This window comes from Oerskovia sp. NPDC056781 (genome assembly GCF_042789955.1).
Classification (GTDB): domain Bacteria; phylum Actinomycetota; class Actinomycetes; order Actinomycetales; family Cellulomonadaceae; genus Oerskovia; species Oerskovia rustica.
The window spans coordinates 1-17876 of the sequence record NZ_JBHUAD010000066.1 but is presented as its reverse complement, the minus strand read 5'-3'; the positions used below and the strand labels follow the sequence as shown (position 1 = coordinate 17876).

General features: G+C 72.9%; 16 protein-coding genes and 1 pseudogene. 11 read left to right on the top strand and 6 right to left on the bottom strand.

The window, feature by feature from the left end; genetic code table 11:
* Positions 1–208, bottom strand: a 208-nt coding sequence (locus tag ACFRCR_RS08185) for a hypothetical protein (protein ID WP_377676651.1), incomplete at its 3' end; no start/stop codon positions are given.
* 151 nt (positions 209–359) lie between these two features.
* On the opposite strand from ACFRCR_RS08185, the gene coaD reads away from it, so the two are divergent.
* The 6 genes from coaD (at position 360) to mutM (ending at position 4318) form a co-directional block, all read left to right on the top strand.
* Positions 360–917 (top strand): pantetheine-phosphate adenylyltransferase, encoded by a 558-nt coding sequence (gene coaD, locus ACFRCR_RS08180; protein WP_377676649.1) that lies wholly within the window; start codon positions 360–362, stop codon positions 915–917.
* The gene (locus ACFRCR_RS08175) at positions 914–1438 is read left to right on the top strand and encodes a hypothetical protein (protein WP_191796203.1); all 525 of its coding nucleotides are present in this window, start codon (positions 914–916) and stop codon (positions 1436–1438) included. Before coaD ends, ACFRCR_RS08175 begins: the two co-directional genes overlap by 4 nt.
* Before the next feature lie 325 nt (positions 1439–1763).
* Positions 1764–2351: a DUF177 domain-containing protein gene (locus ACFRCR_RS08170; RefSeq protein ID WP_056648462.1), complete on the top strand. Its 588-nt coding sequence runs from the start codon at positions 1764–1766 to the stop codon at positions 2349–2351.
* Between the two features lie 2 nt (positions 2352–2353).
* Entirely contained in the window at positions 2354–2548 is a 195-nt protein-coding gene (gene rpmF, locus ACFRCR_RS08165; protein ID WP_030150858.1) for a 50S ribosomal protein L32, read from the top strand.
* 5 nt (positions 2549–2553) lie between these two features.
* On the top strand, positions 2554–3342 hold the full coding sequence (gene rnc / locus ACFRCR_RS08160; RefSeq protein WP_377676647.1) for a ribonuclease III: 789 nt from the start codon (positions 2554–2556) through the stop codon (positions 3340–3342).
* Entirely contained in the window at positions 3335–4318 is a 984-nt protein-coding gene (gene mutM, locus ACFRCR_RS08155; protein ID WP_377676645.1) for a bifunctional DNA-formamidopyrimidine glycosylase/DNA-(apurinic or apyrimidinic site) lyase, read from the top strand. The genes rnc and mutM overlap by 8 nt, the downstream gene beginning before the upstream one ends.
* A 16-nt stretch (positions 4319–4334) precedes the next feature.
* On the opposite strand, the gene ACFRCR_RS08150 is transcribed toward mutM, so the two are convergent.
* Positions 4335–5309 (bottom strand): phosphoglycerate dehydrogenase, encoded by a 975-nt coding sequence (locus ACFRCR_RS08150; RefSeq protein ID WP_377676643.1) that lies wholly within the window; start codon positions 5307–5309, stop codon positions 4335–4337.
* Positions 5310–5572: 263 nt separating this feature from the next.
* Here ACFRCR_RS08150 and ACFRCR_RS08145 point away from each other — a divergent pair, with 263 nt between their 5' ends.
* The 4 genes from ACFRCR_RS08145 to ACFRCR_RS08130 all read left to right on the top strand — a co-directional run bounded on the left by ACFRCR_RS08145 (position 5573) and on the right by ACFRCR_RS08130 (position 9501).
* A complete protein-coding gene (locus ACFRCR_RS08145) occupies positions 5573–7126 on the top strand; it encodes an APC family permease (RefSeq protein WP_377676641.1) in 1554 nt (517 codons plus the stop codon).
* Between the two features lies 1 nt (position 7127).
* Entirely contained in the window at positions 7128–7628 is a 501-nt protein-coding gene (locus ACFRCR_RS08140; RefSeq protein ID WP_377676639.1) for a hypothetical protein, read from the top strand.
* Positions 7625–9013, top strand: coding sequence for a dipeptidase (locus ACFRCR_RS08135; RefSeq protein ID WP_377676637.1), 1389 nt, complete (start codon positions 7625–7627; stop codon positions 9011–9013). The genes ACFRCR_RS08140 and ACFRCR_RS08135 overlap by 4 nt, the downstream gene beginning before the upstream one ends.
* 83 nt (positions 9014–9096) lie before the next feature.
* A complete protein-coding gene (locus tag ACFRCR_RS08130; protein WP_377676636.1) occupies positions 9097–9501 on the top strand; it encodes a DUF4259 domain-containing protein in 405 nt (134 codons plus the stop codon).
* 53 nt (positions 9502–9554) lie between these two features.
* Here ACFRCR_RS08130 and cydC read toward each other — a convergent pair whose 3' ends face one another.
* From cydC to ACFRCR_RS08110, 4 genes are read right to left on the bottom strand one after another with little or no spacing between them, the layout of a single operon-like run.
* A complete protein-coding gene (gene cydC, locus ACFRCR_RS08125) occupies positions 9555–11417 on the bottom strand; it encodes a thiol reductant ABC exporter subunit CydC (RefSeq protein ID WP_377676634.1) in 1863 nt (620 codons plus the stop codon).
* Positions 11414–13219, bottom strand: a complete 1806-nt coding sequence (cydD, locus tag ACFRCR_RS08120; protein ID WP_377676632.1) for a thiol reductant ABC exporter subunit CydD — start codon at positions 13217–13219, stop codon at positions 11414–11416. The genes cydC and cydD overlap by 4 nt, the downstream gene beginning before the upstream one ends.
* On the bottom strand, positions 13216–14391 hold the full coding sequence (gene cydB, locus ACFRCR_RS08115) for a cytochrome d ubiquinol oxidase subunit II (protein WP_377676630.1): 1176 nt from the start codon (positions 14389–14391) through the stop codon (positions 13216–13218). The genes cydD and cydB overlap by 4 nt, the downstream gene beginning before the upstream one ends.
* A gap of 33 nt (positions 14392–14424) precedes the next feature.
* On the bottom strand, positions 14425–15945 hold the full coding sequence (locus ACFRCR_RS08110; RefSeq protein ID WP_377676628.1) for a cytochrome ubiquinol oxidase subunit I: 1521 nt from the start codon (positions 15943–15945) through the stop codon (positions 14425–14427).
* A 513-nt stretch (positions 15946–16458) separates the two neighbouring features.
* On the opposite strand from ACFRCR_RS08110, the pseudogene ACFRCR_RS08105 reads away from it, so the two are divergent.
* Positions 16459–17876 (top strand): annotated as a pseudogene (locus ACFRCR_RS08105) (hypothetical protein); the annotation flags it as partial.

Below are 17876 nucleotides of genomic sequence, written 5' to 3'. Positions count from 1 at the left end.
CGGCCGGACCGGCCGGGGGAGCGGCGCCGTCGGGCACCTCGACGACACCCAACGACTCCAGGTGCCCCGCCGCGTGGTCCGCGAGGAACGAGTCGAGCGAGACCAGCTCGGCGGGAGGGAACGACGGGCTGAGCACGTCCCGGTAGAGCTGCGTGAGCTGCTCGACGGAACGCAGGGGGACGACGACCGGACCGGACACGGGAGGCATGGCCCCCATCCTGCCGCGCCCGTGGCTCCCGCGCAGGACGGTCGGGCGTCCCCGGCCGGGTTGCCGCCCCGGCCCCGTGCCGGCGCCGCGCAGGTCGCCCGACCGCCCTGACCTGCCCGGATTCCCGGCAGGCGTGTACTACCGTGGCGAGGTGACCATCGCCGTCTGCCCGGGGTCGTTCGACCCCCTCACCCTCGGCCACCTCGACATCGTCCGCCGAGCGCGGTCGCTGTTCGACGAGGTGATCCTGGGGGTCGCCCGCAACTCCTCCAAGTCAGCGCTGCTGAGCGCCGAGCAGCGCGTTGAGATCGCCCGCGCGGCGCTCGCCGTGAGCCCGGGGCTCGAGGACGTCCGCGTCGAGATCGTGCCCGGCCTCCTCGTGGACTTCTGCCGGGACGCCGGCGCGGCGGCCGTCGTCAAGGGGCTGCGGGGCGGTGCGGACTTCGACGCCGAGCTGCCCATGGCCCTCATGAACCGTCATCTCGTGGGCGTCGAGACGGTGTTCGTCCCGGGCGACCCCGCCCTCGCCCACGTCGCGTCCTCGCTCGTCAAGGACGTGGCCCGCTTCGGCGGTCCCGTCGACGACCTGGTGCCCGCGGGCGTCGGGGACCTCGTGCGCCAGGCGCTCGCGGACCGCGCAGGAGGCGCGTCGCCCGCCGGCGAGCAGACGCAGCAGGCGACCCCCACCACGGAAGGAACAGGCCGATGAACGACCACCCGCTCGGGCAGACCGAGGACGAGGCGCAGACCGAGGCCGGTCTCCACGTGATCCTCGACGACCTGGCCCTGCTCGTCGAGAACGCCCGGGCGATGCCCATGTCGTCCTCGGTCCTCGTCCACAAGGCCGACGCCCTGGCCCTCGTCGACGAGATGCGCCAGGCCCTGCCCGAGCAGCTCGCGCACGCGGACGAGGTCCTGGCCGAGGCCAACGCCGTCCTGGAGGACGCGAACCGGCAGGCCGAGGACATCCTCAACACGGCGCGCGCCCGGGCGATCGAGCTGGTCCAGAAGGAGCAGGTCGCGGTCCAGGCCGAGTCCCGCGCCCGGGCGATCGTCGAGGAGGCCGAGCGGACCGCCGCGGAGCTGCGCGTCGACGCCGACGACTACTGCGACCGTCGCCTCGCGGAGTTCGAGGTGGACCTCGGCAAGATCATGGCGCAGGTGCACGCGGGTCGCGCAAAGCTCGCGCAGCGCATCGGGGACTACCAGGGGCAGGCGGACGGGGCCTGACGCTCGCACCGGGGGCCTGGTCGGGCCTGGGCGGGCTCGCCTGGGCCTGGGCGGGCTCGCCCGGGCCTCGCCCTCGCCGCCCCGCACACGCTGCGCGGACCCCGCACACGCTGCGCGGACCCCGCACACGCTGCATGGACCCGAGCGTCGCGGCGGGCAGTTCGCGAGGTTCGACGGCAGTTCCGAGATGCCGTAAGATAGTCCGTTGGTCCTGCCTGTCATCGACTGGGACCGAGGACGCTCGTCCATCCCCCGAGTTCTCGCGGGACAGGCGCGCGTGCTGTGACCTTGAACACCGGTGACCCGCTCGGGTCGCCGAAACCCTGTGGAGGAACCCATCACTCTCGACTCGCGCTCGCCTCTTGTGCTCGACACGTACGAGCTCGGTCGGCGTCCCGGATCGATGCGTGAGGTGACTCGCTCGGTCAAGGCTCCGGCCGACCTCGGAACCGTCGTGATCGGCATCCCTGAAGGCACCGACCTCGAGCTGGACGTCCGGCTCGAATCGGTGATGGACGGTGTGCTGGTGACGGGGACTGCCCAGGCCCAGGCGGTCGGGGAGTGCGTGCGGTGCCTGGAACCGGTGACGGCTGACGTCGTCGCGGACATCCAGGAGCTGTTCGTGTATCCCGAGCGTGCGAAGGCCGCGGCAGAGTCCGGTGACGACGAGGACGAGGTGTACGAGCTCGAGGGCGACCTGATCGATCTCGAGCCCGCGCTTCGGGATTCCGTCGTCACTGCACTACCATTCAGACCGTTGTGTCAGCCCGATTGCCAGGGCCTGTGCTCCGAGTGCGGAGCACGTCTGGCTGAGGATCCTGATCACTCGCACGACATTGTCGATCCCCGGTGGTCGGCACTACAGAGCATGCTCGAGGATCCGAGCGTGTCCGACGAGACGAAAGAGAGCTAGCCGTGGCTGTTCCGAAGCGCAAGATGTCGCGCAGCAACACCCGTGCGCGTCGTTCGCAGTGGAAGACCACCGCCGCGAACCTCACGACCTGCCCGCAGTGCAAGGGCGACAAGCTGTCGCACGCTGCGTGCCCGACCTGCGGCACCTACAAGAGCCGTCAGTACGTCGAGGCGCTGCGCACCGAGCACGCAGGCTGAATAGCGTGACGCCGGACGCCCCCGCGGCCGCCGGTCTTCTCGAGAGGCTCGGGATCCACCTGGATCCCGAGCTTCTCGTGCTTGCACTGACGCACCGTTCCTTCGCGCACGAGCACGGCGGGATCCCGACCAACGAGCGCCTCGAGTTCCTCGGCGACGCGGTCCTGGGCCTGGTCGTGACCGAGGCGCTGTACCGCCGCCACCCCGACCTCCCCGAGGGCGAGCTCGCCAAGATGCGCGCCGCCACGGTCTCGCAGAAGTCCCTCGCGGCGATCGCGCGCACCCTGGGGCTCGGCGGGTACATCCTGCTCGGCAAGGGCGAGGTGCGCACGCGCGGGAACGACAAGGACTCGATCCTGTCGGACACCGTCGAGGCCCTCATCGGCGCGACCTACCTCAGCCACGGCCTCGAGGTCGCGCGCGACCTGGTGCACCGTCTCGTGGACCCGACGCTCGCCGTCGCCGCGGACCTGGGTGCGGGACTCGACTGGAAGACCTCCCTCCAGGAGGCGGCTGCCGCACGGAACCTCGGTGCCCCCGCGTACGCGAGCCAGGGCGACGGGCCGGACCACGCCCGCACCTTCACGTCCGAGGTCTCGCTCGACGGCGTCGTGTACGGCACGGGCCACGGCTCGGCGAAGAAGTACGCGGAGCAGGACGCCGCCGAGATGGCCTACCGGGCGATCAGTGAGCTTCCGCTGCCCGCGGCGGCCCTGCCTGCCGTCGCTGAGGTCGACGCTCCGGCGGTCGGTCCTTCCGCGCCGTCCGACGAGGCGCACGGGACCGTTGCCTGAGCTCCCCGAGGTCGAGACCGTCCGTGACGGCCTCGCCCGTCACGTCACGGGCCGGGTCGTCACCGGCGTCGAGGTCCTGCGCGACTACTCGGTCCGCCGCCACGAGGGCGGCCCCGAGAGCTTCCGCGGCCAGCTCGTCGGCCAGCGCGTGGGCGCCGCGGTCCGCCGCGGCAAGTACCTGTGGCTCCTCCTGTCGTCGGCGCCCGCCGACGCGTCGGGTCGCACCGCCCTGCCCGACGGCGCAGCGCCCGCGGGCGGGCACGTCACCGCGCTCATGGCGCACCTGGGCATGAGCGGCCAGCTCCTGGTCCGTTCGGGGACCGCCGCGGTCGACAAGGTGCCGCACCTGCGTGTCCGGCTCGAGCTGTCCGGCCTCCCCGGGGAGCCCGGGACGCCACGGACCCTCGACTTCGTGGACCAGCGCACGTTCGGGCACCTGTCGGTCACGGACCTCGCGCCGACCCCCGACGGTGGCCCCGGTGGCTGGGGCTCGGCTCTTGCGGAGATCCCCGAGCCTGCCGCTCACATCGCGCGCGACCTGCTCGACCCCGCGCTGCGGCGCGACGACCTCGCGAATGCGATCCGCCGACGTCGGACCGGCATCAAGCGAGCCCTGCTCGACCAGCGACTCGTGTCCGGCGTGGGCAACATCTACGCCGACGAGGCGCTGTGGCGCGCCCGCCTCCACTACGCGCGCCCCACCGACACCCTGCGCCTGGCCGAGGCGCACCGCGTGCTCGACGCGGCCGAGGAGGTCATGCGCGAGGCCCTCGCCCAGGGCGGCACCAGCTTCGACGAGCTCTACGTCAACGTCAACGGCCAGTCCGGCTACTTCTCCCGCTCGCTCGCGGTGTACGGCCGCGAGGGCGAGGCATGCACCCGCTGCGGCGCGCTCGTGCGGCGCGACGAGTTCATGAACCGGTCGTCGTACACGTGCCCCGTCTGCCAGAAGGTACCGCGGAACGCTCGCTGGTAGGTGCCCGTGGGGTGGCTCAGCCGCGCGGGACGACGTTGCGCAGCGGGCGGCCCGCGCGCAGGTTCTCCACGTTCTCCCGGACCAGTGCCGACGCCCCCTGGGGACGCCCGCCAGCGACGTGCGGCGTGATGATCGTGCGCGGGGTGTCCCAGAGCGGGGAGTCGGACGGGAGCGGTTCGGTCTCCGTCACGTCCAGGGCCGCGCAGCCCAGCCGGCCCTCGCGCAGCGCGGCGACGAGGGCCTCCTCGTCGACCGTGGCCCCCCGGCCCACGTTGACGAACACCGCGTGGTCCGGAAGCGCGTCGATGCGCGCGGCGTCGAACGCGTGGCGGGTGGCCGGGACGGCCGGCAGCAGCGAGACCAGGACGTCGGTCGTGGCCAGGACCCGCGGCAGGTCCTCGTCGGTCACGACCCGGAAGCCGTGCCGTTCGCCCGCCGTGCTCGCGACCCCCGTGACGTGCGCCCCCAGTGCCGCGTAGAGGGGCGCGAGCCTGGCCGCGATCGAGCCGAACCCCCAGATCGTCACGCGCGCGCCGTGCAGCGTGAAGTGCCCGCTCGTCGTCGGGTCGGCCTGCCAGTCGACCATCGCGGAGTCCCAGTGGTGCTCGCGCTGAGCGGCCCCGAGGCGGTCGAGGTCGCGGACAGCGGCCAGCGTGAGCGCGAGGGCGTGCTCGGCCACGGGGCCGTCGTGCAGCGACCGGCCGTTGGTCACGACCACCTCGGGCGCGAAGCCCGCCGCGAGGATCGCGTCCGGTCCGGCGGCGAGCGTCTGCACCCAGCGGAGCCGGGGGAGGTGTGCTGCGGCGTCGGCGAGGTTCTCGGGGGAGTTGGCCCACGCGACGAGGACCTCGGCGTCGCGGTGCTCCGCCGGCAGGGGAGCGGAAGCGTCGTACAGGACGACCTCGTCCGGAGCCTCCGAGCGGTCCCCGTCCGCCGGGGCGGACGCCGGGGTGAGGTCGAGGGCGATCGTGCCGGGGACGAGGATCTTCACGCGTGGCTCCAGACGGGGGAGGGTGCGACGGGCGGTGGTCGAGCCGACGGCCGGCGCAGGTCGACCGGGGCCCGGCGCGGCGGACACGCCGACGCTACCAGCGCCGGCAGGTCCTCCGACGGCGGCCGTGCGACGACCGCTCGGGGGTTCTCGCGTTCCGGGAGCGCAAACCGGTCCCTGGCGATATGTTCGCAACGTCTGGCACGTCCCAGCGGTTCACGGCGACCCGCCCGTCCAGGGGGTCTTGGCGGCACGGAGGAACGATGACCTCATCCACAGCGGAGTCGAGCGAGACGGGGGCGACCTCGACGGCCGCGCCGGGGACCCGCGGGGCACCGCCCACGCGCGAGGAGATGCGCGCGGCGATCACGGCCCGGACGCCCAAGAACTACATCACCTGGCTCATGCTCGCGTTCATGATCACGTCGTCGGTCGCGAGCCTGCGCGCGGCGCCGACCATGGCCGTGTACGGGCTGGCGGCGGTGTTCCTGTACATCGTCCCGGCGATCGTCTTCCTCCTGCCCACCTCGCTGGTGTCGGCCGAGCTCGCGTCCGGCTGGTCGGGAGGCGTGTACCGCTGGGTCGCCGACGGCATCTCGAAGCCCGCGGGCTTCCTCGCGATCTGGTGCCAGTTCGCGATGACGATCTTCTACTACCCGAGCCTGCTCGGGTATGTGGCGAGCACGTTCGCCTACGTCATCAACCCGTCGCTCGCGAGCAACGGCCTGTACGTCGCGATCGTCATCGTCGTGCTGTTCTGGACCGGCGTCTGGGTGTCTTCGCAGGGCACCAAGACCGTCGCGGGCCTGTCGAGCTTCGGGCTCGTCATCGGGACGCTGGTCCCCGGCGCGCTGCTCGTCGTCCTGGGGCTCGTGTTCCTCGGGCAGGGCAATGCCTCGGCCGCTCCCATGGACGCCTCGCACCTGCTGCCGCAGTGGACCGGGATCGCGTCGCTCGTGCTCGTGGTCAACAACTTCCTGTCCTACGCGGGCATGGAGATGAACGCGGTGCACGTCACGAGCCTGCGCAAGCCCGCCAAGGAGTTCCCGCGCTCGATGTTCCTCGCGATCGGCCTGGTCCTGCTGATCTTCATCCTCCCGGCGCTCGCGATCAGCTGGGTCATCCCGGCCGACCAGCTCAGCCTCACGGCCGGCGTCATGCAGGCCTTCGACGCGTTCTTCGCCAACTTCGGGGTGAGCTGGCTGACACCGATCCTGGGCCTCATGCTCATCGCGGCCTCGCTCGGCGGCATGCTGACGTGGCTCGCGGGGCCCTCGAAGGGGCTGCTGACGGTCGCGCGCGAGGAGGGATACCTGCCACCGTTCCTGCAGAAGCTCAACAAGCACGGCGTCCAGCAGAACATCCTGGTCTCACAGGGGCTCGTGACCACCGCCATCGCGCTCCTCTACGCGTTCATCCCGGACGTCTCGAGCTCCTACTGGATCCTGTCGGTCATCACGACGCAGGTGTACCTGATCATGTACCTGCTGCTCTTCGTCGCGGCCGTCCGCCTGCGCCGGAACCAGCCCGACCACCCCCGCGGCTATCGCGCGCCGGCGCTCACGCTGCTGTGCACCGTCGGCTTCCTGGCGTCGGTCGCGGCGATGATCATCGGCTTCGTGCCGCCCGCGCAGTTCTCGAGCGGCAGCGGCGGGGTGTACCTGCTGATCGTCGGTGGCGGGCTGGGCGTCGTCGGGATCCTGGTGCCCGCGCTCTTCTACTTCCTGCGCAAGCCGGGGTGGAAGAACCCGGACAACGTCGGGGGGCCGGAGGAACCGCTCGTCGACGCCCCGGCCGACGGACCGAAGGAGGCGTGACATGACCGCGACGACCACCACCGAGGGCCCTGACGGCCTGCCGCAGCACGAGGACGAACCGGGTGACCCCCGGCGCTGGATCCTCTACACCGCAGCGGCGCTGCTCGCGGTCGCCGTGGGCGTCCTCATGGCGGTGCTGTACAACAACTACCACGCCGCGCAGGACCGCGATCTCGCTGAGCAGCGGGCCTCCGAGCTGCACGCCAAGTTCGAGGCGATCGGCATCACGGCGTTCGACGAGGACCAGATCGTCGCGGTGCTGGGCGCCGACGGCGGCGGGTTCTGCACCGACCCGGCGGCACTGGTGAAGGCGACGGCGAACCTCGGGTCGACGAACGGGGCCACCGGTCCGGGCAGCAGGCCGTCGCTCGTCGACGAGCGACGGCTCCAGGGGGACCGTTTCGTGATCGAGGTCTACTGCCCCGAGCAGCTCGACGACTTCGACGCCTACGTCGACTCCCTGAACCTCGACGAGAACACGACCACGCAGGAGGACTCGTGAGCAGCACACCGGAAGATCTCGCCCCCGTCCAGGCGCAGGTGGCGTCGCTGCTGCCTCGAGCGCTCGACGACCTGCGGACGCTCGTCGCGATCCCGTCGGTCGCCGACGAGCGGCTGTTCCCGAAGGAGGACTGCGAGCGCGCAGCCCACTGGGTCGCCGACGCCTTCCGTGCCGAGGGGATCGACGACGCGCGTCTGGAGGAGACCCCCGACGGGTCGCACGTGGTCCTGGGCCACCGGCCCGGGCCGCCCGGGGCGCCGACCGTGCTGCTCTACTCGCACTACGACGTGCAGCCGCCGCTCGACGACGCGGCGTGGCGCACGCCCCCGTTCGAGCTGACGGAGCGGGACGGGCGCCTCTACGGGCGGGGTTCCGCGGACTGCAAGGGCAACATCGTCACGCACCTCACGGCGCTGCGCGCCCTGCGAGCGCTCGGCGGTGACGACTACCCGGTCGGCATCCGCATCGTCATCGAGGGCTCCGAGGAGCAGGGCACCGCGGGACTCGACCAGTACGTCGAGGCACACCCGGGAGAGCTCTCGGCGGACGCGATCCTCATCGCGGACACGGGCAACGCGACCCTAGGCCTGCCGACGCTCACCGTGTCCCTGCGTGGCGCGGCCAACGTGGTCGTGACGGTCGAGGCGCTCGAGGGCGAGATCCACTCGGGCATGTTCGGAGGAGCGGCCCCCGACGCGCTCGCGGCCCTCGTGCACCTCCTGTCCTCGTTGCGCGACGCCCAGGGAAACACCACGATCGACGGTGTCCCGTCCGAGATCGCGGACGCGGCCTGGCCCGGCGTCGACTACGACCCCGACCAGTTCCGCAGCGACGCCGGCATGCTCGACGGCACGCGACTCCTCGGGTCGGGGCGCGTCTCCGACCAGCTCTGGGCGCGTCCGGCGGTGACGATCCTGGGCATCGACGCCCCGGACGTCGTCGGCTCGGCCGCCGCGATCCAGCCGCGCGCGGCCGCCCGCCTCAACCTGCGCATCCCGCCCGGCGCGGACGCGCGCGACCTCCAGGACAAGCTCGTGGCCCACCTGGAGAACCACGCGCCCTGGGGGGTCAGGGTCACGACGGTGCGCGACGCCGTCGGGCAGCCGTTCCAGGCGCGCACCGACGGCCCGGTCTTCGACACGCTCTCGCGGGCCCTCGCGGACGCGTTCGGCAAGGAGACCGTGACGGCCGGCCAGGGCGGGTCGATCCCGCTGTGCAACGTGCTCGCGTCCGGCTACCCCGACGCGCAGATCGTGCTGCTCGGCGTCGAGGAGCCCGCGTGCCTCATCCACGCTCCCAACGAGTCGGTCGCGCCCAGCGAGATCGAGCAGCTCGCGGTCGGTGAGGCGCTCTTCCTGTCACGGCTGGGGGCGTCCCGGGGCTGAGCCGCGCTGCGCGGGCCCGTGTCACCGGATCCCCGTAGGGTCGTCCCGACGGGCGGAGCAGCCCGCGGACAGGGAGGACAGACATGGGGACGTGGGGCTCTGGGCCGTTCGAGAACGACGGTGCGGGGGACCTGCTCGCGGCGCTGCGCGCAGGGAGCTTCGGGATCGAGGACTTCAGCGGGTATCTCGACGAGGACTACCTCGAGGTCGACGACGCGCAGGCCGCGATCGCGGTCGCGGAGGTGCTCGCCGTGGCCCGCGGCCTGCGGCCGGCCGACGATCACCTCGAGGGGGTCGACGCGGTCGCGTTCGCCGCGTCGTTGACCGACCAGCAGCACGCCTGGGTCCTGACGACGCTCGAGCGCGCGGTCGAGGGCAGCGACACGTCCGAGCTCCACGAGCTCTGGGCCGAGAACGGGCCCGAGGACCTCGCGGAGTGGCGGGACCCGGTCGTGAGCCGCCTGGCGAGCCTGCGGTCGCCGGGCTGAGCCGGCATCCCCGGAGTCTGCGTCGTCGGAGTCTGCGTCGCCGGGAAGCCGGGTCAGACGCTCGCGGTCTCCTGCGCGAGCGCCCACCGGTAGCCCTCGTCGTGCGCGAGCAGCTCTGCGTGGGTGCCACGGGCGAGCACGGTCGCCGGCGCGTCCGGGGACGCGTCGGCGGGCCGTCCCAGGAGCAGCACCTCGTCGACCGCGGCGAGCGCCGACAGGCGGTGGGTCGCGACCATGATCCCGCGCCCGCCCGTGCGGCTGGTCTCCACGAGGTGGGTGAGCAGCTCGTCGGCGGTCGCCGGGTCGAGGTGCTCGGCGGGCTCGTCGACGAGCAGCAGGGGAGCGGGGGCGAGCAGGGCCCGCGCCACGAGCAGCCGACGGCGTTCCCCGCCGGAGATCGTCGTCGCGTCGGGGCCGAGGGTCGTCCCGACCCCGTCGGGCAGCCCTGAGAGCCACTCGCCGAGCCCGACGTCGACCAGGGCGGCCGTCGCCTCGTCCGGCGTCACGTCTCCCCGGGCGACGCGCAGGTTCTCGAGCACCGTGGTGTCGAAGACGTGCCCGTCCTCGGCGACGAAGACGACCTGGTGCGCGACGTCGTCGGGCGGGAAGGTCGAGATGGGCGCGTCGTCGAGGGACACGCTCCCTGCGACCTGGGGGACGAGCCCGGCGGTCGTCATGAGCAGGGTCGTCTTGCCGACGCCCGAGGGGCCGACGACCGCGACCGAGCGCCCGGGGCGCACCAGCAGGTCGACCCCGGTGACGGCCGCGCGGCCGTCCCAGCCGCACGCCGCGCGGGTCACGACGACCGACGGGCCGTCAGGGCCCACCCGGGGCGCGGCCCGGTGGGGTGCTGGCGCCTCGTCCGTGGCGGTGCTGCGGGCCGCGGCGTCGAGCAGCTCCATGATGCGTCGCGCGGCCTGGCGCGAGCGGTGCATCTGCACCGCGGCGGCGGGCAGCACGCCCGCTGCCTCGAACACCGCGAGGGGCGTGAGGACGACGACGGCGAGCTCGACCGGGGTCAGCGTGCCCGCGGCGACGGCGGGGATCCCGAGCAGCAGCGCGGCGAGCACGGCGAGGCCGATCGCGGCGTTGTTGATGGCTGCGGCCGTGCCTGACGTCCTGGCGCCCGAGTCGGTGACCGCCGCGAGCTCGCGGTCGGTGCGACGCAGCGAGTCCATGCGCTGCGCGAGACGACCCGAGACGGTCAGGGGGCCTGCGCCCTCGAGGGTCTCGAGCACGGTGGAGGTCATCTCGGCGCGCGCGGCGGCGCCCCGCTCCTCGGTGCGCCGTGCGGCGCGTGCCGAGAGCCACGGACCGAGGACGCCCGCGAGCAGCAGGCACGCGAGCAGGGCGACCCCGGCCGAGGGCAGGAAGGCGCCGACGAGGATCACCGATCCCGCGGACACGACGAGCGCGACGCCGGCGGGGATGATCGCGCGCACGACGACGTCGCCCACGGCGTCGACGTCGGCACCGACACGGGCGAGCAGGTCACCGCGTCGCACCCCCGCCACGGCCGCTGTACGTCCGGAGGCGAGCGAGGTGTACACGTTCGCGCGGAGCGAGGCCATGCCACGCAGGGCGACGTCGTGCGAGGCCAGGCGTTCGAGGTAGCGGAACACGCCGCGCGAGATGCCGAACGCGCGCACGGCCACGGTCGCCATGGACAGCTGCAGCACGGGCGGCATCTGCGAGGCGCGCGCGATGAGCCAGGCCGCGACGGCCGCGAGGCCGACCGAGCTCGCGAGGGCCAGCGACCCGAGCCCGATCGCCTTGGCGGCACGACCCCAGCTCACGTCGAGGAGCCGCACCGCGCGCCACAGCGGGTCGGTGCCGGTGCGATCGTCGGCGGTGCCGACCCGCGCGGGGGACCCGGCGGCGACGGGCTCGCCGGGTGCCTGGTCGAGGTCGCTCATGCGACGGCTCCTGACGAGGAGGCGGACGCGGTCGACGCGTCCGGCACGGAAGGGGCGGGCTCGGAGCCCGCGGCGGGCGGGAGCGGTGCCGAGGACACCGTCACGACCTGGTCGGCGAGCTCGACGAGGCTCGTGCGGTGAGCGACCACGACGACCGTGCGTCCCTGGTCGCGCCACGTGCGGACGGCGTCGAGCACGGCCTGCTCGCCGCGCGCGTCGAGGTGGGCCGTGGGCTCGTCGAGCACGACGAGCGGGACGCGGGCCGGGTCCCCGAGAAGGGCGGACGTGAGGGCCACGCGCTGGCGCTGACCCACGCTGAGGCCCACGCCGCCCTGGCCGATCGGGGTCGCCCAGCCCTCGGGCAGGACGTCGAGCACGGCGTCGAGCCCGGACAGGCGCGCGGCGGCGGCGAGGTCGTCGTCGGGGACCTCGCGACCGTCGAGCACGACGTCGCGAACGGTCCCCGGGGTGAGCGTGGGGCGTTGCGGCACCCAGGCGACCTGCGGCCACCAGGTGGTCGGGTCGAGGTCTGCGAGGTCGACGGGCTCACCGTCGCGCGGGGTGACCAGGACGCGCCCGGCGTCGGGGGCGAGCAGGCCCAGGAGCACCAGGGCCGTGGTCGTCTTGCCGGACCCGCTGGGCCCGGTCAGGGCGACCACGGTGCCCGACGGCGTCGCGCGGGTCCCGGAGGCGTCGTCGGCGTCGGTCGCCGTGGGACGGGCGCCGAACGTCACCGTCAGCGAGGCGGGGGCGAGCACGTCGCGGTCTCCCGCGCGCACGCTCACGCCGTCGAACGTGATGCGCGCGCCGGCGAGGGCGGGGGCGGGGGCGGTCCCGACGGGCGGCAGCGGCTCGTCGAGCACCTCGAACGCCTGGTTGGCCGCCGCGATGCCGTCGGTCGAGGCGTGGAAGTGCATGCCGACCTGGCGCAGCGGCAGGTAGACCTCGGGCGCCAGGACCAGGACGGCGAGCGCGGGCTCGAGCCCGACCTCGCCGTACACGAGCCGCAGCCCGATGCCGACCGCGACGAGTGCGACCGACAACGTCGTGAGCAGCTCGAGGACCATGCCCGACAGGAACGCGACGCGCAGCGTGCCCATGGTGGCGCGGCGGTTCGCGTCGCCGAGCGCCTTGACGCGCTTCTCGGGGCCGTGCTCGCGACCGAACGCGCGCAGGGTCGGGAGCCCGGCCAGCAGGTCGAGGACCTGGGACCCGAGCCGCTGCATGACCTTGAGCCGTCGCTCGGACGTCCCGGCCGTGAGCTGTCCGACGAGGATCATGAAGAGCGGGACGAGGGGGATCGTGACCGCGATGATGAGCGCGGAGATCCAGTCGAGGCCCAGCACCACGGCCAGGGTCGCGGGCGTGACGGTCGCCGCGAGGAGGAGCTGGGGCAGGTAGCGGACCATGTAGGGCTCGAGGTCGTCGAGCCCGCGCGTCGCGAGCGTCGCGACGGCCGGTCCGCGGCCGGTCGCCAGCCAGCGGGGCCCGAGGGCCACCGCATGGCTGACGACCTGCTCGCGGAGCTCCGCGACCGTCCTGGTCGCGGCCTTGAGCGCGAACCGTTCCTGCGCCCACGCGACCCCGGCACGCACCACCACGACCGCGGCGAGCCACGAGAGGGGGGTGGCGACGTCGGGCAACGTGAGGCTGCCCTGGATCGCGGGGGCGAGGACGCTCGCGATGAGCAGCGCCTGCGCCACGACGAGCCCGGCCGTGACGAGGCCGAGCACCGCCGTGAGCACGACGTACCCGCGAGCCGCCCGCGCCTGGCGCAGGAGCCGTGGATCGAGAGGCTTCACGCGGACGTGCTGCCGGTGCCGTCGTTCGAGCTGCCCGACGCCGCCGCGTCCGTCCCTGAGACCTCGTCCCCCGTGGCGGGGGTCAGGTCCAGGTTCTTCGCGCCGCCCGAGGACGGTCCGCCGAACGCGGAGTCCTTGAGCTTCCTGAGCGAGAGACCGATCGGCGGCGGGATGTCCTTGGTCGACAGGCGGCGGCGGAACACCCAGTACGTCCACGACTGGTAGACCAGCACGAGCGGCACCAGGAACAGCGCGACCCACGTCATGACGGTCAGCGTGTACTGCGTCGAGGACGCGTTGTCGATGGTCAGCGAGTTCGCGGGGTCGAGCGCCGGCATCACGTCGGGGTACATCGACCCGAAGATCAGCACGGTCGCGGAGAGGATCGCGAGCGCGGAGAACAGGAACGCCCAGCCCTCGCGGGCCTTGGCGTTGGCGAGCACGACGCCCACCAGGGAGACGGCCGCGACGACGACCACGGCCCACGTCCACGGCACGGAGTAGGCGACCTGGGCCCACAGGGCCCAGCCGCCGGCCACGAACACCGAGGCGATCGAGAACCAGCCGGCCAGGCGGCGGGCCTTGACCCGGACCTCGCCGTCCGTCTTGAGGGCGATGAACACGGCACCGTGCATGAGGAAGAGCAGCACGGTCGTGAGGCCGCCGAGCAGTGCGAACGGGCTGAGCAGGGCCCAGAAGCCGCCGACGTACTGGTGGGCCGCGTCGAGCTCGACGCCGCGGACCAGGTTGGCGAACGCGACGCCCCACAGGATCGCGGGGATCCACGAGCCGAAGACGATGGCCTGGTCGCAGCGAGCGCGCCAGCGGTCGTCGTTGATCTTGCCGCGGTACTCGAACGCCACGCCGCGCACGATGAGGGCGAGCAGGATCAGGAAGAGCGGGACGTAGAACCCGGAGAACAGCGTGGCGTACCACTCGGGGAAGGCCGCGAAGGTCGCACCACCCGCGGTGATGAGCCAGACCTCGTTGCCGTCCCACACCGGGCCGATCGTGTTGATGATGAGCCGACGCTCGGTGTCCTTCTTCGCCTTGTCCTTGCTGCGGGACAGGATCGGCAGGAGCATGCCCACGCCGAAGTCGAAGCCTTCGAGGACCAGGTAGCCGATCCACAGGATCGCGATGAGCACGAACCAGAGAATGGTGAGTTCCATGAGTACTGGGTCTCCTTGAGCCGTCAGAGCGCGTCAGTACGCGAAGGACAGGGGGCGGTCGGACTCGTCGGCCGAGTCCGGGTCGTCGGGGTCGCCCTTGGCGCGCGCCTCGGGGGAGTCGTCGTGCACGATCTCGGGCACGCCCTCGACCGAGTAGCGGTGGATGAGCGTGAACCAGACGACCGCGAGGGCTCCGTAGACGAGCGTGAAGACGATCATCGAGGTCAGGACGACGCCGGGGCTCACCACGGTCGACACGCCGCGCTCGGTGAGCAGGCGGATCGAGTCGATCCCGGAGGGGTTGGGGGCGACGACCCAGGGCTGGCGTCCGGTCTCGGTGAAGATCCAGCCGAACGAGGAGGCGATGAACGGCATGGGGATCGCCCAGATGCCGACGCGGGCGAACCACTTGTTGTCGGTCACGCGTCCCTTGCGGGTCAGCCACAGCGCCATGGCCGACAGGACGATCGACCCGACCGCGAAGCCGATCATGAGGCGGAAGCTCCAGTAGGTCAGGGCCAGGTTGGGGGAGTAGTTGACGGGCTCACCGGCCGCGGTGAGGTCGCCGTAGCGCTCGGTCATGTTCTGCTGGACCTCGTCGACGCCCGGCAGGGGCGCGCTGAAGCTGCCCTCGGCCAGGTAGGAGGTCAGACCCGGGATCTCGAGGATGTGGTTGACGCCCTCGCACGAGTCGGACAGGTCGCCGATCGCGAGGATCGAGAACGGTGCGCCGTCGGGAGAGCTCTCGCACAGGGCCTCGGCCGCGGCCATCTTCATGGGCTGCTGCTGGAACATGAGCTTGGCCTGGAAGTCGCCGCTGACCGCGACGCCGAGCCCGCCGACGATCATCGCGATGACGCCGAGCGTGATGGCCGGCCGGTAGACGTTGCGCGCGAGATCGATGTTCTCGGCCTTCTTGGTGCGCACGAGGCGCACCATCCACCAGGCGGCGATGCCGGCGACGAACGTGCCCGCGGTGAGGAAGGCCGCGGTGATGGTGTGCGGGAACGCCGCCCACAGCGTGTTGTTGGTGAGCACGGCCCCGATGTCGTTCATCTCGGCGCGCCCGGTCTCGGGGTTGTAGATGGTCCCGACCGGGTGCTGCATCCACGAGTTGGCCGCGAGGATGAAGAACGCCGAGAGGTTCACCGCGATCGCGACGGCCCAGATGCACGCGAGGTGCACCTTCTTGGACAGGCGGTCCCAGCCGAAGATCCACAGGCCGAGGAACGTCGACTCGATGAAGAACGCGGCGAGCGCCTCCATGGCGAGCGGAGCACCGAAGACGTCCCCGACGAAGCGGGAGTACTCGCTCCAGTTCATCCCGAACTGGAACTCCTGGACGATCCCCGTCACGACGCCGATCGCGAAGTTGATGAGGAGGAGCTTGCCGAAGAACTTGGTGAGCTTGAGCCACCGCTCGTTCCCCGTGCGCACCCATGCGGTCTGCATGATGGCGACGAGAGGAGCGAGCCCGATCGTCAACGGCACGAAGATGAAGTGGTAGACGGTCGTGATGGCGAACTGCCACCTCGCGAGATCGAGGACGTCCACAAACGCTCCTGGGGGGTTCCTGGGGGCTGCCGGGGGGTTCTGAGGGGTGTCTCAGGGCAGGGTCAGCGTTCCTACTGCCGACGCTAGGACCAATCTGCACCATCGGCGAGGGGAGGAAGCGCCAAAACTCTCGGGAAACGACAGTTTGTGAGAACCTTCACAAGGTCCGAGTCGGGACCTTGGTCCTCTGGACGACACGGGCGGCGGACCTGTAGATGCCCATCTGATCGACGTCGGCTGTGCGATACTTGACCCAGCAAGGGGGACCACATCTCCTCCGCGCCCAGTACGTGCTCGACGCAACCGCAGTCCGCGGCTCGCGGAGCGCCGCCGAACGGGAAGAATGGCCCGCCGGCGAAGCGCCCCCCGCCGCCCGCCCTTGCCCGAGCCGCCACCGCCGACTTCCGTCGCGGGGACGACAGCGCTGCGATGCGCACGTCCCGAGCGACGACAACCGCCCGAACGGGCCGCACGATGTGGGGACGGGCCTTCGGGGTACCAGGAGCGCATCGCGTGACCCTCGACCACACCCCTGACTCGACGAGCTCGACCCCTGACTCGACGAGCTCGACCGCCGGCCAGGACGCAGCACCCGCCAAGAAGCCGGCCCGACGACGCGTCACCCGGACTGCCGCGGCACCCGGCTCCGCAGAGGCCGTAGCCCAGGCGGCAGCACCCCAGATCTCCCTCCCCGCCGCGAAGGCCCCCGCGCAGCCCGCGGCCGTCAACCCCGACGCCCCTGTGGGCTCGCTCGGGATCGACCTCCCGACCGCCGAGGCGGCCCCCCGTCGCTCGCGCCGCGTCGTCCGCCCGACGACGACCCCCTCGGCCTCCACGGCCGCCGACGCTCCCGCCACCGACGTGCCGGCCGTGAAGGCCCCCGCCACGACGCCCGCGATCACGACGGCGCCCGCCGCGAAGGCCCCCGCCACGGCTCAGGCACCTGCCGCGGACGCCCCGGCCGATGCTCCCCGTCGTGGCGGCAAGCGAGGCGCTGCGGCCCGTGCCGCCGCCGACGCGCCGGTCCTCGACGTGCTGTCCGAGCTCGGGCTCAAGCCCGCCGCCGAGCAGGACGCCCCGGCCGAGAAGCCCGCCCGGGCCCGCCGCACCCGCAAGCCCGCCGCGGAGTCGGCTGCCGAGCCCGCTGTGGCACCCCCCGTCGCGGAGGCACCGGTCGCCGAGGCGCCCGCAGCAGCCCCGGCAGCTGAGGCGACTCCCGCGGCGGACGAGCCCGCCGCCCCGGCCACGAAGCGCCGTCGGGCCACGCGGTCCTCCGCCGCGCAGGCCGCCGCACCGGCCGCCGAGGAGACCACCACCGAGGTGCCCGTCGACGCGCCGGTCGAGAAGGCCCCCGCAGCCAAGCGTCGTCGTGCGTCCTCGAAGGCGCCGGCCGAGGAGACCGCTCCCGTCGTCGAGGCTCCCGTGGAGCCCGCCGCTCCCAAGGTCCGCTCGCGTCGCGTCAACAAGGTCTCGGCAGCAGCCAAGGCCGAGGCCGACGCGGCCACCCCGGTCGCCGAGGAGGCGCCCGCCTCGCCCGCGTCGACCGGTGGCGGCTCCGCCACCCCGCGTCTGGCGACCACCGCGCTCCTGTTCCAGGCGCCGGACCCGGCCGCCGCGCCGCGCCGTTCGCGCCGCGTCGTTCGCCCCACCACGTCGCCCACGGACGCCCTGCCGAGCTTCGCCACGCCGGGCACGCGCCCGACCGAGGAGTCGCCCGCCCGCGTGCAGGCCCCGGCCCCCGAGGCTTCGGTCGCTCAGGTCACCCAGGCGCCTGCCGAGCAGGCCCCGGTCGAGCAGCGTGAGGCCCCCGCCCGCACGCGCGGCGGCCGCGGCCGGGGCGGCCGCCCCGGCGCCCGGGGGCCCGCGGCCCCCCCGACGCACCACCCCCCCCCCCCCCCCGCCGGGGCCCCCCCGCGGGCCCCCCCCCCGCA